Annotated in this window: 11 protein-coding genes and 1 pseudogene; 8 read left to right on the plus strand and 4 right to left on the minus strand. The window is 69.7% G+C overall.

Annotated elements, in window-relative coordinates; genetic code table 11:
* Positions 1–49 precede the first annotated feature (49 nt).
* Positions 50–1,363, minus strand: coding sequence for an acetyl-CoA C-acetyltransferase (locus QR64_RS09425; protein WP_006552665.1), 1,314 nt, complete (start codon positions 1,361–1,363; stop codon positions 50–52).
* A gap of 124 nt (positions 1,364–1,487) precedes the next feature.
* Between QR64_RS09425 and QR64_RS09430 the strand changes: the two genes are divergently transcribed.
* Together QR64_RS09430 and QR64_RS09435 are read left to right on the plus strand one after the other, a co-directional pair.
* Positions 1,488–2,834 (plus strand): 3-oxoacyl-ACP reductase, encoded by a 1,347-nt coding sequence (locus tag QR64_RS09430; protein ID WP_019290889.1) that lies wholly within the window; start codon positions 1,488–1,490, stop codon positions 2,832–2,834.
* Positions 2,835–3,692 carry a MaoC/PaaZ C-terminal domain-containing protein gene (locus QR64_RS09435; protein WP_033096310.1) on the plus strand — a complete coding sequence of 286 codons (858 nt, stop codon included), beginning with the start codon at positions 2,835–2,837 and terminating at the stop codon, positions 3,690–3,692. It begins immediately after the preceding gene.
* An 85-nt stretch (positions 3,693–3,777) separates the two neighbouring features.
* Here QR64_RS09435 and QR64_RS09440 read toward each other — a convergent pair whose 3' ends face one another.
* Together QR64_RS09440 and QR64_RS09445 are read right to left on the minus strand one after the other, a co-directional pair.
* Positions 3,778–4,386 carry a TetR/AcrR family transcriptional regulator gene (locus QR64_RS09440; protein WP_006552668.1) on the minus strand — a complete coding sequence of 203 codons (609 nt, stop codon included), beginning with the start codon at positions 4,384–4,386 and terminating at the stop codon, positions 3,778–3,780.
* 75 nt (positions 4,387–4,461) lie between these two features.
* Entirely contained in the window at positions 4,462–5,631 is a 1,170-nt protein-coding gene (locus QR64_RS09445) for a glycoside hydrolase family 3 N-terminal domain-containing protein (RefSeq protein WP_039585076.1), read from the minus strand.
* 113 nt (positions 5,632–5,744) lie between these two features.
* Between QR64_RS09445 and QR64_RS09450 the strand changes: the two genes are divergently transcribed.
* The 5 genes and pseudogenes from QR64_RS09450 to QR64_RS09460 all read left to right on the plus strand — a co-directional run bounded on the left by QR64_RS09450 (position 5,745) and on the right by QR64_RS09460 (position 11,916).
* Positions 5,745–6,212 carry a universal stress protein gene (locus QR64_RS09450; RefSeq protein WP_019290888.1) on the plus strand — a complete coding sequence of 156 codons (468 nt, stop codon included), beginning with the start codon at positions 5,745–5,747 and terminating at the stop codon, positions 6,210–6,212.
* Between the two features lie 55 nt (positions 6,213–6,267).
* Positions 6,268–7,102: isochorismate synthase MenF (locus QR64_RS09455; protein ID WP_235367078.1), on the plus strand; the 835-nt coding region annotated here is incomplete at its 3' end.
* 1 nt (position 7,103) lies between these two features.
* Positions 7,104–7,335, plus strand: a pseudogene (locus tag QR64_RS27715) (chorismate-binding protein); the annotation flags it as partial.
* Positions 7,336–7,475: 140 nt separating this feature from the next.
* Positions 7,476–7,649, plus strand: coding sequence for a DUF2613 domain-containing protein (locus QR64_RS25785; RefSeq protein WP_006552672.1), 174 nt, complete (start codon positions 7,476–7,478; stop codon positions 7,647–7,649).
* Complete coding sequence (locus tag QR64_RS09460; protein WP_039585004.1) at positions 7,630–11,916, plus strand: alpha-(1->3)-arabinofuranosyltransferase; 4,287 nt, start codon at positions 7,630–7,632, stop codon at positions 11,914–11,916. Before QR64_RS25785 ends, QR64_RS09460 begins: the two co-directional genes overlap by 20 nt.
* On the opposite strand, the gene QR64_RS09465 is transcribed toward QR64_RS09460, so the two are convergent.
* Complete coding sequence (locus QR64_RS09465; RefSeq protein ID WP_033096313.1) at positions 11,805–12,977, minus strand: acyltransferase family protein; 1,173 nt, start codon at positions 12,975–12,977, stop codon at positions 11,805–11,807. The two genes, QR64_RS09460 and QR64_RS09465, sit on opposite strands and share 112 nt — an antisense overlap.
* A gap of 246 nt (positions 12,978–13,223) precedes the next feature.
* Between QR64_RS09465 and QR64_RS09470 the strand changes: the two genes are divergently transcribed.
* Positions 13,224–14,459: a DUF3068 domain-containing protein gene (locus QR64_RS09470; protein ID WP_072740554.1), complete on the plus strand. Its 1,236-nt coding sequence runs from the start codon at positions 13,224–13,226 to the stop codon at positions 14,457–14,459.
* The last annotated feature ends 15 nt before the right edge of the window (positions 14,460–14,474 follow it).

Here is a 14,474-nt window from a genome sequence, read left to right on the forward strand (position 1 = left end):
TACACACCGAACGGAACTATTTCTCTCAACGACTTCCGAGGGGTGTCGATCAGGCCTCGAGAATCGCCGTCACACCCTGTCCACCTGCGGCGCAGATGGAGATCAGGCCGCGGACGGGCTTGCCGGTCTCCTGCTTCTTCTCGTGCAGCATCTTGGCCAGCGAGGCCACGATCCGGCCGCCGGTCGCGGCGAACGGGTGGCCGGCCGCGAGCGACGAGCCGTTGACGTTGAGCTTGCTGCGGTCGATCGAGCCGAGCGGGGCGTCGAGGCCCAGCTTGCCCTTGCAGTACTCCTCCGATTCGAACGCCTGGAGGGTGGCGAGCACCACGGAAGCGAACGCCTCGTGGATCTCGTAGAAGTCGAAATCCTGCAGGGTCAGGCCGTTGCGCTGCAGCAGGCGCGGGATGGCGTAGGTGGGTGCCATGAGCAGCCCGTCGCCACCGTGGATGTAGTCGACCGCGGCGGTCTCGGAGTCGACGAGGTAGGCAAGCACGGGGAGCTTGCGCTCGGCGGCCCACTCCTCGCTCGCCAGCAACGCGGCCGACGCGCCGTCGGTGAGCGGCGTCGAGTTACCGGCAGTCATGGTGGCGTCGCCCAGCTTGGTGCCGAAGACCGGCTTCAGCGTCGACAGCTTCTCGACCGACGAGTCGGGACGCAGGTTGTCGTCGCGGGTCAGCCCGAGGAACGGGGTGACGAGGTCGTCGAAGAAGCCCCGGTCGTAGGCGGCGGCCATGTTGCGGTGGCTCGCCACGGCCAGTTCGTCCTGCGCCTCGCGGGAGACACCGAATTCCTTGGCGGTGATCGCGGCGTGCTCACCCATCGACAGGCCGGTGCGCGGCTCGCCGTTGCGCGGGATCTCGATGCCGAGCATCGACGGGCGGACGTTACCGAGCAGCTTGACCCGGTCGGCCGTGGTGCGGGCCCGGTTCAGGGAGAGCAAGAACTCGCGGAGCTGGTTGTTCACGGCGATCGGGGCGTCGGAGGTGGTGTCGACGCCGCCGCCGATACCCGCCTCGATCCGTCCGGCGGCGATGGCGTCGCCGACCGCGATGATCGACTGCAGGCCGGTGCCGCAGGCCTGCTGCAGATCCCAGGCCGGGGTGTAGGGGCTCAGCGCGCTGCCGAGCACGCTCTCGCGGACGAGGTTGAAGTCGCGGGCGTGCTTGAGGACCGCACCGCCGACGACGGCACCGAGGCGCTCACCCTGCAGGTTGAAGCGGCCGACGAGACCGTCGAGGGTGGCCGTGAACATGTCCTGGTTGGACGCGCGGGCGTACTTGCGGTCGGACCGGGCGAACGGGATCCGGTTGCCTCCGAGAACGGCGACACGGCGCTGCTGCGTGGAACGGGCTTTGGTGGTCACTGGTGTCTCCCGGTTTCGGACGGATTCGAATTCTGGCTACTATTCTTACTCACGGGTAAGTTTGTTGTCGAACACGCTTGCTGTCGAACACTGCACCGACGACCGAATCGAAGAAGGTGGAATCGTGGCCGAAGCCAAGGGCGCACCCAAGCTCTACGCCCAGCTCATCTCGTCCGCACCCGGAGCGTTCCTCGCCAAGCAGTTCGGTCTGCCACAGCCCGAGAAGCTCCGGCGCTACCAGCCCGGCGAGCCCCCGCTCCCCGGCCCCGTCCTGCTCGGCGGCAACGGCCGCCTGGTCGAACCGATCCGCAACCTCCTGAGCGACTACACGTTCGCCGAGCCGTCCGACACGAAGTTCGGCGCACTCGTCTTCGACGCTACCGGCATCACCGACCCCGCGGGGCTCGAACAGCTCTTCACGTTCTTCCAGCCCACCTTGCGCAATCTCGCCCCGAGCGGCCGCGTCGTCGTCCTCGGCACCACGCCCGAGGAGGCCGGGTCGGTCGACGAGCGCATCGCCCAGCGCGCCCTCGAGGGCTTCACGCGCAGCGTCGGCAAGGAACTGCGTCGCGGTGCCACCGTGCAACTCGTCTACGTCTCCCCGAAGGCCGCGACCGGCCTGTCCGGCGTGGAGTCGACGCTGCGCTTCCTGCTCTCGGCGAAGTCGGCCTTCGTCGACGCCCAGGTGATCCGCATCGGTGAGGGTGACGCCACCGCCCCCGAGTCCTGGGAGCGCCCGCTTGCCGGCAAGGTCGCGGTCGTCACCGGCGCGGCCCGCGGCATCGGCGCGACGATCGCCGAGGTCCTCGCCCGCGACGGCGCGACCGTCGTCGCCGCCGACGTCCCCGCTGCAGGCGACGCGCTGACCCAGACCGCCAACAAGGTCGGCGGCACCGCCTTCGCGCTCGACGTCACCGCCCCCGACGCCGGCGAGAAGCTCGCCGCTCACCTGCTCGAGCGTCACGGCGGCGCCGACATCATCGTCCACAACGCCGGCATCACCCGCGACAAGCTGCTCGTCAACATGGACGCCGCTCGCTGGAATTCCGTGATGGGCGTGAATCTGATCGCCCCGCGGAAGATCACCGACGTGCTCGTCGAGAAGGGCGCGCTGAAGGAGGGTGGCCGGGTCATCGACGTGTCGTCGATCGCCGGTATCGCCGGTAACCGCGGCCAGACCAATTACGGCGCCTCGAAGGCCGGTGTCATCGGCCTCGTCCAGGCGACCAGCGAGGCGCTCGCCGACAAGAAGATCACCGTCAACGCCGTCGCTCCGGGCTTCATCGAGACCGCCATGACGGCCGCGATCCCGGTTGCCACCCGCGAGGCCGGTCGTCTGATGAGCTCGCTGCAGCAGGGCGGTGAGACCGTCGACGTCGCCGAGACCGTCGCGTGGTTCGCGAACCCCGCGTCGAGCGCCGTGACCGGGCAGGTCGTGCGCGTGTGCGGCCAGTCCATGCTGGGGGCCTAGATGGCACGGATCGAACTGCCCTCGCTGCCGTCGACCTTCGACATCTACAGCCGGGCCGTGCTCGGGGCGCTGCCCGTGGTGGGCGCGTCGGGCGACAGTCTGCCCGACGACGTCCTGGTCCTGCGGTCGCTGAAGGTCGATCCCGACGATCTCGCCGAGTACACCAAGGTGTGCGGGTTGCGGTTCGGCGACAGCCTGCCGCTGACCTATCCGTTCATCCTCACGTTCCCGCTCGTGATGAAACTGATGGTGTCGAAGGGCTTTCCGTTCGCCGCCGTCGGTTCGGTGCACGCCGAGAACGTGATCGAGCAGTTCCGGCCGATCTCGGTCACCGAGCCGCTCGACATCGCGGTGCACGCGGAGAACATGCGCGAACACCGTAAGGGCCTGCTCGTCGATCTCGTCAGCGAGGTCAACGTCGGACGCGAGTTGGTGTGGCGGCAGACGTCGACCTTCCTGCACCAGCAGCGCACGTCGCTGTCGGGTCAGCCCAAGCCGGAGCCGAAGGAGGAGGAGATCCCCCCGGTCCCCACCTCCACACTGCGGGTCGACCAGAAGGTCATCGACCGCTATGCGGCGGTCTCCGGTGACCGCAACCCGATCCACGTGTCGACCCTGGGCGCCAAGGCCTTCGGATTCCCGAAGACCATCGCCCACGGCATGTGGAGCGCGGCGGCCACCCTCTCGGCCGTCGAGGGACGGATCCCCGGCAAGGTGACCTACGCGGTGCGATTCGGGAAGCCGGTCCTGCTGCCGTCGTCGCTGAGCCTGTACGCGCAGCACGTCGCCGACGGATGGGATCTGGCACTGCGGCATCCGAAGAAGCAGTACCCGCACCTGACCGCCACCCTGCGGTAGGGCGGGGAATCACCGAGATTTCGGGCGGGGCGGGACGCGATGGGGGCGTCCCGCCCCGNGGCCGAGGTGTTCCCGGCGGGACGGATCAGTGCATCTGATCGGAGCGCTTGCGTCCCGCGAGACCGCGCCACGCGAGGTTCTCGAGCAGATCCGCTGCCTGCTGCACATCGATCTCACCGCCGGCGATGCGGTCGGCGACGGCCTCACCGGCACCGACGAGCGCGACGGCCATGATCGTGAAGTTCGTGTCGGGTTCCGGATCGCGCGTGCTCGATTCGAGCAAGTGCGCGGTGAGTTCGATCAGCCGGTCGCGGCTGCCCTGCACCTGGGGCGCGAAGGCCTGCTGCGACAGCGCCTGACGATAGAGGACCATCCACGACGGCCGGTGCTCGTCGACGAAGCCGAGGAACGACTCGAGCGCGACCCGCAGTTGTTCACGCGGGGCGAGGGTGGGGTCGCCCGCCGGTGTGAGTGCCTCGACGAACCGCTGCCCTTCGCGGGCGATGCACGCCGCGAACAACTCGTCCTTCGACCCGTAGTACAGGTAGAGCATCGGCTTGGAGATCGACGCCCGCGCCGCGATGGCGTCCATGGATGTGTTGTGGAAACCGTGCTCGGAGAACACTTCGACGGCGGCGTCCAGCATCTGTTGCTCGCGGACCGCACGCGGCAGTCGCTTGGTTCCGCCCGCCATGACTCCTCCCGGACTCCTCGAATGAAGTTCTTACTCTACGGTAGGAAGCCTGTGGTCGAAGCAACCTGCGACATTTCAGCAGTCCAGAGCGCCCTTCGCGCGTGTCACGGTCCGTACCGACTCGTCGACCCATTCCGGTGAGAGCGTGCCCTCCGCGACGACCTGCTCGAGATGGTCGAGCACGGCGGGCACCTCGTCGGTGGTCAGCCACAGTGCCTGGTTCACGCCCGCCACCATCGCGGCCTCGACGGCCTCGGTGATGCCGTAGGTGTCGGTGATCGCGCGCATCCCCGACAGATCGTCGGTGAAGATCACGCCACCGAAGGCGGGGCCGCCGTAGGCACCCGAGCGGAGCAGGTCCACCGCTGCCGGGCTGATGCTCGCGGGCAGCCCGCCGGTCAGACCCGGCACGTCGAGGTGGCCGAGCATGACGCCCACCTCGGGCGAGACCAGGCTGCGGTACGGCACGAGATCGCTCTGCTGCAGTTGCTCGATCGGTGGGGTGGTCACGGCACCGGTGTGCGAATCACCGGAGGCCGAGCCGTGTCCCGGGAAGTGCTTGAGCACCGGCATGATGCCCGCGTCGATCAGTCCCCGCGCATAGGCGCCGGCGTACTGCGTGACGACCTCGGGATCGTCGGAGAACGAGCGGTCGCCGATGACGGAGTCGTCGGGCTGGCTGCTCACGTCGACGTCCGGCGCGAAGTCGACCGTGATGCCCAGCGACTTCAGTTCCTGTCCACGTTCGAACGCCATTCGGTAGGTCTCGTCGACCGTCATCGTCTGCGCCGTCACCCGCGCGGACGGATCGGGCCCGAACAGGTCGCCCACGCGCGACACGCGGCCGCCCTCCTCGTCGATCGTGACCATGAGCGGCAATGCGCTCCGCGCGGCCACCTGCGGCACGAGACGGTCGGTGAGCATCGACGCGTCGGTCCAGCTGCCGATGAAGATGCCACCGATCTGCTCGGATTCGACGACGGCCTGCGCGTCGGCGGCTCCGGTGACCCCGACGTTGAGCAACTGGGCGAGCTTCTGCCGCAGCGTCAACCGGGCGAGCAGATCGTCGCCGCAGGTCGCCGACGTCGCAGCCGCGGTCGCCTCGGTGGTCGCTGTGGTGGACGAGGCGGGCGCGGTGTCGGACGTCGTCTCGACCGGGTCGTCGCCGCCCGAATCGGACGAACCGCATCCCGCGGTGGTGAGGGCGACCGCGAGCACGGCGGCGACAGTGTGACGGATCCGCATGGTGCCGACGGTAGCGGACGAACCTCGCGGATCCACAGCTCGAACCTCCCCCGGGGACGCTCCGGCGGGTTAAGGTGCACCCGAGCATCCGAATCCGACCCAGGGGGTACGCGGTGGGCGCAGATCTGATCCTCATCGCCTACGACGGTTCCGAGAACTCGAAGCGTGCCGTGCAGTATGCGGGTCGTTTCCTCGAGTCGTGCCGTGCCGTCGTCGTCACCGCCTGGGAGCCGATGGTCCGGCAGGCCGCCCGCATGTCCGGCCTGTCCGGTGTCATGCAACCCGACTGGGTGCCCGACGAGGACAGCGAGGACGTCGCCCTCTCCGACGCGCGCATCACCAACGACGAGGGGCTCGAGATGGCCCGCTCGGTGGGTCTGCACGCCGAGGGCCGCACCGTCGAGGTCGTCAACGCGGTGTGGTCGGCGATCATCGAGGCCGCCGACGAGCTGGACGTCGACATCATCGTCACCGGCACCCGCGGCACCACCGGTCTGCGGTCCCTGTTGCAGTCGTCGGTGGCCGATCACGTGCTCCGGCACAGTCACCGGCCGGTCCTGATCGTGCCGCCGGGTCGCTGACGCCCCGCACCGGGTCACCGGCGCCGGGTGCGGGCAGGGATATTGTCGATCCACCATGGACGGATTCCTGCTCTCGCGCACCGAACGCTCGGTGCACGCCACCGGCACCCGCCGGTTCTTCGACGACGTCCGCTCCGCCACGCAGGCACTCCGCAGCGGTAAGGCGACGATCGTCGTCGGTGCACTGCCGTTCTCGCGGCACCGTCCGGTGGCCCTCGCGCAGCCCGACGACGTCGAGATCCTCGACGGCCCGTGGCAGGCCCCGCCCGACCTGTCGGACCTGCCGCCGGTGCGGATCTCCGCCGAACTGCCACTGCCCCGCGTGCACGTCGAGCGGGTGCGCCGGCTCGTGGAGCAGATGTCCCTCGGGGAGATGGAGAAGGTCGTCGCCGCCCGGCGGGTCGCCCTCGAGGCCGACGCACCGCTCGACCCGCTCGCTCTCGCGGCCCGCATGATCGAACGCCATCCCGACGCGGCGACGTACGCGCTGGATCTGAGCGCGGCGGGCGAACGCTATTGGGGTCACACGCTGGTCGGGGCGACGCCCGAACTGCTCGTGAGCCGCCGTGGCGAGACCGTCACGTGCCGTCCCCTCGCCGGGACCGCCGCGCGCCGGGCCGATCCGGACGAGGACCGCCGCGCCGGTGAGGATCTGCTGACCTCGGACAAGAACCTCACCGAGCACGGTTACGTCGTCGACTGGATCCGCACGCGACTGGCCCCGCTGTGCAGCGACCTCGACATCCCCGACAAGCCCGAGCTCACCGCGACACCCGATGTCTGGCATCTCGCCACGCCGGTCACCGGCACCCTCCGCGACCCCGACACCGACGCGCTCACCCTCGCCCACGTTCTGCACCCCACCCCGGCCGTGGCGGGCACCCCCACCGNCATCTCCCGGGTCGAGGGCGACCGGCGCTTCTACGGCGGCGCGGTGGGCTGGTGCGACGAACAAGGCGACGGCGACTGGTTCGTCGCCATCCGGTGCGCGGAGCTCAGTTCCGACGGCCGACGCGCCGTGGCCTGGGCAGGAGGCGGCATCGTGGCCGACTCCGACCCCCTCGCCGAACTCGACGAGACCACCGCGAAACTGCGCACACTGCTCGGCGCACTGGGCGTCTAGCGCACCGCGGCGACGGTAAAGATCGACTCGGAGGCTCGCACCGTCCACCACCGCCTTCCGGGGTGATAGTTTGGCGCGGACCGATAGACAGCGTGGCGGCCGGCGATGACTGCCTGCGTCACTGGAGATGGGGAGACGGAATGGGGAAGTTCCTGGGACCGGGCCTGGGTAGCGTGGTCGTCGGTGCCGTACTCGGCGCCGTGGCGGTCTTCGGCGTAACGGCCGCTGTGCAGGAGAATTCGCGCCCTCAGATCGATCGCAGTGGCAACGCCGATTCGTCCCTCCTGAACCAGGTTGAGTACGGCAGCCGCTGACGGCGCCGGCAACGCTTCGAGTTCACGCACGTACCGAGGCGAGACGGAGCTCCCGTCCGCCGAACCGCTGTCCCGCCGGTGGCTGTACGCAGTCACCGCGGTGGCGGTGGTCCTGTCCTTCGCCCAGGTTCCGGGCCTGGTCGTCGCCGACACCAAGTACGACCTGACGCAGAACCCGATCGGATTCCTCACGCGCGCCGCTCACCAGTGGAGCAGTGTGGCGCCGCTCGGGCAGGTGCAGAACCAGGCGTACGGCTACTTCTTCCCGCACGGCTCGTTCTTCGCCGCGGGTCAACTGCTGCACATCCCCCCTTGGATCACCCAGCGGGTGTGGTGGGTGCTGCTGCTCGTCGCCGGATTCTGGGGTCTCGTCCGCCTCGCCGAAGCCCTCGGTATCGGGAGCCGTAGCTCCCGTCTGATCGCGGCGACGGTGTTCGTGCTGTCCCCGCGCGTCCTCACGACGCTCGGTTCCATCTCGTCGGAAGCACATCCGATGATGTTGGCGCCGTGGGTGCTGCTGCCGCTGGTGCGGTATCTGAACACGCAGAATCCGGGCTCGGCCCGCCGGCTCGCCGCGCAGTCCGCCGTGGCGGTGGCGCTCATGGGCGCGATCAACGCGGTCGCGACCGCCGCGGCCTGTCTCGTCGCGGCGCTGTGGTGGGCCGCGCACCGTCCGAACCGGCGCTGGTGGCGCTTCACCCTGTGGTGGCTGCCGCTGTGCGTCGTCGCGGTGACCTGGTGGATGGTGCCGCTGCTGCTGCTCGGTCGCGTCAGTCCGCCCTTCCTCGACTTCATCGAATCGTCCGGTGTCACCACCGAATGGACGTCGCTCGCCGAGGTGCTGCGCGGCACCAGCAGCTGGACGCCCTTCGTCTCCCCCGAACGCATCGCGGGCGCCGTGCTCGTCACGCAACCGGCCGCGGTCCTCGTCACCGGCGCCCTGGCCGCGGTCGGTCTCGCCGGTCTCGCGATGCGGTCGATGCCCGCGCGCGGTCGTTTCACCCTGATCCTCGTGGTGGGTCTCGTCGGCATGGGCGTCGGTTACGTCGGCCAGCTCGACTCGCCGTTCGCCGAGCAGGTCCGGTTGTTCCTCGACACCGCCGGTGCGCCGCTGCGCAACGTCCACAAGCTCGAGCCGCTCGTGCGACTGCCGATCGTGCTCGGGATCGCGCACCTACTGCGCGCCGTTCCTCTGCCCGGATCGGTGCCGTGGACGCGTGCCCGGAACGCCTTCGCGCATCCCGAACGCAATCCGATGGTCGCGGTGACGACGCTGATCCTCGTCGCGATGACGCTCGCGACCTCACTCGCGTGGACCGGGCGGCTCGCTCCGCGCGGCGCTTTCGACGAGGTCCCCGAGCACTGGCACGCCACGGCGGCCTGGCTCGAGGACAACACGAGCGAGCGCGGCGAACGCGCCCTCATCGTTCCCGGCGCGCCGTTCGGCAGCCAGATGTGGGGGCTCACCCGCGACGAACCGCTGCAGGCACTCGCATCGACGCCGTGGGCGGTGCGCGACGCCGTCCCGCTCGTGCCACCCGGCGCCATCCGTGCCCTCGACGCCGTGCAACGCGACATCGCCGACGGCCGCCCGTCCGACGGTCTCGCCGCGACCCTGCGCGGTCAGGGCATCGGCTTCCTGGTGGTGCGCAACGACCTCGATCCCGACACCTCTCCCGCCGCGCGACCGGCACTCGTGCATCGCGCGCTCGACGGTTCGCCGGGCATCGAGCGGGTCGCCGAGTTCGGTGACGACATCGTCTTCGACAACCCCGACGACTTCGTCACCGACGCCGACCTGCGACCTGCCTATCCGGCCGTGGAGATCTACCGCGTCGCCGAACCCGCCGCGGCACCCGTCGGTCCCTACGTCGTGGACATCGCCGACGTGCCGGTCGTGCAGGGCGGCCCCGAAGCGCTGCTGCGCCGCAACACCGCGCAGCCCGAGTTCGTCGGTCCCACGCTCCTCGCCGCCGACGCGGCCCGCGCGGGTCTGCCCGTCGACGAGGTGACGGTCACCGACACCCCGACGGACCGCGAGACGGACTACGGGCAGGTCGACCATCATTCGTCGACGATCCGGACCGCCGACGACCCGCGTCGCACCCACAACGCCGTCCCCGACTATCCGGTGCCCGACACCGAACTCGTCCGGGCCGAATGGGAAGGCGCCCGCATCAGCGTGTCCAGCGCGGCGTCGGATGCCACCCAGCTCGGTGGCACGTCGGTCGCAAGCAGCCCGGCCGCGGTGGTCGACGGCGATCCGACGACCGGCTGGCACAGCAACGGACTCGAATCGGCGATCGGCCAGTGGCTGCAGCTCGACCTCGACCGGCCGATCGAAGCGGGTCTGCTGCACCTGACGACCAGCTCCGGTGCTCTCGGCGATCCCGTCAAGTGGCTCGAGGTGTCCACCGACCGGGGCAGCACGGCGGTGCGCGTCGACGAACCGGGACGCGAACAGACAGTCGCGCTGCCGCTGGGCACCACCTCGTGGATCCGCATCACGTCCGTGCACACCGAACGCGGCACGGTCGGCAACCAGTTCGGTCTCACCGAGGTGGTCGTCGAGGACTTCACCGACCGGAACGAACCACGCCCGATCGACATCCGTCGCCGCATCGTGGTGCCGGGCCCGGTCGAGGACGCCGCGGTACGCGGATGGCAGCTCGGCCAGGAATTCCCCGGCCGCGGCAGCTGCGTCGACACCGACGACCGTGTCCGTTGCGCGCGGGGACTCGCCACCTCCGCCGAGGAACCCGGCATGTTCACCCGCACCCTGGACGTGCCGCAGGAGACCTGGGTCCGCCCGGAACTGCTCCTGCGCGCGCGCCCCGGGCCGGCGCTCGAGGACCTCGCGGACCGTTCGGATCGGGTCGTCGCGCGCGGTGACGCCGACGTCGTCGACCTGCATGGCTCGGCGTTCGCCCTCACCGACGGCGACCCGCGGACGTCGTGGACCGCGGAGGATAGCTCGCTCGAAGCGGGTGCGCCGCGGCCGTCGCTCACGCTGGAGCTTCCTGAGGAACAACGCGTCACGGGATTGGAGATCAGGACGGCGCTGGGAGCGCTGCCGGTCGCGCCGTCGCGGGTCGCGGTGAATCTCGGCAACGGACCGCAGGTGCGCGAACTCGACGGTGACGACACGATCGTCGATCTGACCCCGCACGTCACGGACCGGATCGAACTCACCGTGGTGCACTGGCGCGACACCCTCGATCGCACAGTGCTGGGTTTCTCGAAACTCACCCCGCCCGGGCTCGCCGAGGTGTCGGTGCTCGGCGACGACGGGCCGATCGGGGCACAGGGATCCGTCTACGACGAGACGGTGACCGTCGACTGCGAGCGCGGACCCGTCGTGGAGATCGACGGACGCAGCTACCGCACGTCGCTCACCGCGCGGGTCGCCGATCTCGCGGCGGGCGTGGAGGTCCCCGCGACACTGTGCGGCACCGACGTCGTCGGCATGAACCCGGGCCGGGTCGACATCGACGTCGATCCCGGTGCGGCCTTCGTCGTCTCGGGCCTTCGGCTCGACGTCCCCGGTCCCGACGCGCCCGTCGCGGAGCCGACGGAACTCGACAAGGGCCGCTGGACGGAGAACCTGCGCGAAGTGATGGTTCCGGCGGGCGACGAGGACCGGCTCGTGGTGGTGCCCGAGAGCACCAACGTCGGCTGGGTGGCGCGCACCCCGGACGGTGCCGTGGCGACGCCGGTCGTCGTGGACGGCTGGCAGCAGGGCTGGATCGTGCCGGCCGGGCCGGAGCAGACGCTGACACTCGAGTTCGCGACCGACCGCTGGTACCGGCTCGGGATCTTCGGCGGGTTGCTGTTGCTCGTCCCGTTGTTCGCGGCGGCCGTGTGGCCGCGGCGGCGGGTCGAGGATCCGGGTCCGATGCCGCGCACCTGGGGTTCGTCGGTTCTCGCGCTGACCGGTGTGCTGGTCGCCGCGACGCTCCTCGCGGGATGGGCCGGTGCCGCCGTCGCGGTCGCCGGCGCGGTGGGGATCGGTGCGCTCGCGGTGCGCCACGGCCCCGTCCTGGCGTCGCGTGTGCTCGTAGGCACCGCGGGTGGCGCGACGATGCTGGCGATGGCGCTGCTGTCCACCGGGCCGTGGCGATCACCCGACGGATATGTCGGGCACTCGTTCCTGATTCAGTTCGCGGCGCTCGTCGGCGTGGTCGCGGTGGGCCTGGCGGCGGTACCGCGCCGGGCCTTGTCCCAGCGGTGGAAGGCGGCCCGCGCCGGCTCCTCGACGAGGGCGTAGCTGACGGACGCGACGGCCAGACTCAGCACGACCGTCACCGTCAGGACGAACCAGAAGTGCCCCGCAAAAGCCGGGATCCCGAAGACGGGGAAGACGATCGACAGCACCGCGAGATGCCAGATGAACACGCCGTACGACCAGCGTCCGACGGCCAGTGCGGCCGGGCTCGCCAGGACGCGGTGCTGCCGGCGCGGTGCGAGGGTCAGCGGGGCGAGCAGGGCGAAGCTCATGATCGCGCCCAGGGCGATCTTGGCGAGATATTCGGTGGGTGCGAGATCGGTGAGCGTCTCCGGTCCGGCCAGCGGGGTGGTGGCGGCAGCGAAGGCGGCGACGGCGATCGCTCCCATCACCGTGCGCCGCGCCGCGAAGCGGTGCATCCACGTCTCGGGGCCGGTGACGAGTTCGGCGAGGATCATTCCCGCCGCGAACCAGGGCAGGTAGCCGGGCAGCCAGTTGGTGTGGTTGATGTGGTCGGGGGTGCCGACCGGTAGCCACGCCCACAGCAGCGACAGTGCGCTCACGGCGAGCAGCAGCGGGACGCGGTAACGGGCGGCGTCCCCGCGCAGCCCGCTCACCGCCAGCGCCAGCAGCGGCAGCACGAGATAGAAGGCCACCTCCACCGACAGACTCCACATCTGGGTGAGGCCCTCGGTGAGGGTCAGTGGGACGAACACTTGCACGAGCGCGAGATTCGACCACCACACCGTCGCGCCGCCGCCCGCGCCGGGCAGCAACCACAGCACCAGGATCACGACGGTCCAGTAGGCGGGGAGGATGCGGGTCGCGCGGGAGAGGAAGTAGCGGGTCGTCGAGGGGGACGGACCGAGCGCGCGGGCCGCGGCGGCGTGCGGTCGCCACAGCAGGAAACCGGACAGGGCGAAGAACAGGGCGACGGCGAGGTCGAACCGCGCCCACACCAGGCCGATCACTGAGTCGTGCACCGCGCCGGTCTGGAACGCGACGTGGGTGATCAACACGCCCACTGCGGCGAAACCGCGCATTCCTTCGAGTGCCGGAAGGAATCCGCTCATGCTGCGGTTCCGGTCGGTGGTAGTGGTCATCGGGCACCAGTGTGCCGTGTCGCGGGAGCGGTGGACAGAGCAGGATCACCCGGAACGGGACGATCCCGGCCGCGACGAAGATCGACTACCGATCCATCCCAGCGGCGAGCGGGCGCGCATATTGCCATACCGGGCTGTTAGTGTCTGAGCTCACGTGGTGTTCGCGGGCCGGATGCCAGGCGATCCGTGCAGCCCTGCTGCTGCCGGTGGGGGTACTCGATGACGACCGTTGAGTGAGGAGAAAGCATGGCTGAGCGTTCGAGCTCCGGCCGGATACTGGCAATGATTCTGGTGGGCCTGGGGGCCTTCCTCCTGGTGATCGCGATTCTCGTGCCGACGTACACGCTCGGGAAGCTGAGAACGACACCGCTCGATCTCGAGGTGACCACGGTCGCCGAAGGCACGGGCGACATCCTCAATTCCCGTCAGCTGCTCGCCGGCAACGCGCAGGTCGATCGCGACGTGCCGATCGTCGCGCAGCGCTTCGTCACCGTCGAGGATCCCTCGAACGCCGAGGTCATGACGCTGCAGGCAGGCCAGACCGTGCGACGACTCGACATGCAAGGGGACACGGGCCTGGTCTCGGCCGTCGTCGACCGTCTCACGATCGACCGGAAGACCTCCATGCCCGTCTCGGAGGAGGAGTTCCCGGAGCGCGTGAGCACGATCCAGGTGAGCGCCGACAAGCCGCCGGTGGAGATCGACAACCGCGCCGGACTGCAGTACAAGTTCCCGTTCGACGTCCAGCAGGAGTCGTACCCGTACTACGACATCAACGCTCGCGAGAACTTCCCCATCGACTTCGTCGGTGAGGAGGAGATCAACGGCATGAAGGTCTACCACTTCAGCCAGGAGATCGGGCCGGTCGACCTCTCGAAGGCCGACCCCGAGGTCCCGACCTACAAGCTCAGCCTGCCCGCCTCCACCTGGGGTGTCGGTGAGGGCGACGAGCCGATCACGATGACCCGCTGGTACAACAACATCCGCGACCTGTGGGTCGACCCGGTCACCGGTGTCGTCGTCAAGGGCCAGGAGCAGCAGGACCAGTACTACGCCCGCGAGGCCGACAAGCCCGAGGTGACGGTCCTCAACGTGACGCTGCCGTTCGACGAGGAGACGATCGAGTACCAGATCGGCCAGGCCAAGGACGGCCAGGACACCATCTCGCTGTTCGGCCGCACCCTGCCGATCATCCTCGGCATCCTCGGCGTCATCCTGCTGATCGTCGGCTTCGTGCTCGGCATCCGCGGTGGCGGCAACCGTCGTCCGGCCACCGCGACCGGCGGTCCCGCCCCGGCAGGTCCGGCCACGACCACGGTCGGCCCGGCGCATTCGGGCGGCGCGCAGCGCGATCACACCGAGGACCGCACCGAGGTCATCCCGCGCCAGACCGATCCGAACGCGCAGCAGCGTGATTGGACGACGGATCGAACGCAGGAGATCCCGCGCACCGATCTGCGGAAGCCTCCGACGCAGGAGTGATCGTCCGGTAGACGA

Origin of the sequence: Rhodococcus sp. Chr-9, assembly GCF_000801125.1 — a bacterium.
GTDB lineage: Bacteria > Actinomycetota > Actinomycetes > Mycobacteriales > Mycobacteriaceae > Rhodococcus > Rhodococcus pyridinivorans.

Bases quoted from the DNA above. Each gene is read 5' to 3' on its own strand.
- QR64_RS09435 (WP_033096310.1), top strand. From the start codon at position 2,835: ATGGCACGGATCGAACTGCCCTCGCTGCCGTCGACCTTCGACATCTAC.
- QR64_RS09440 (WP_006552668.1), bottom strand. From the start codon at position 4,386: ATGGCGGGCGGAACCAAGCGACTGCCGCGTGCGGTCCGCGAGCAACAG.
- QR64_RS09445 (WP_039585076.1), bottom strand. From the start codon at position 5,631: ATGCGGATCCGTCACACTGTCGCCGCCGTGCTCGCGGTCGCCCTCACC.
- QR64_RS25785 (WP_006552672.1), top strand. From the start codon at position 7,476: ATGGGGAAGTTCCTGGGACCGGGCCTGGGTAGCGTGGTCGTCGGTGCC.
- QR64_RS09465 (WP_033096313.1), bottom strand. From the start codon at position 12,977: ATGACCACTACCACCGACCGGAACCGCAGCATGAGCGGATTCCTTCCG.
- QR64_RS09470 (WP_072740554.1), top strand. From the start codon at position 13,224: ATGGCTGAGCGTTCGAGCTCCGGCCGGATACTGGCAATGATTCTGGTG.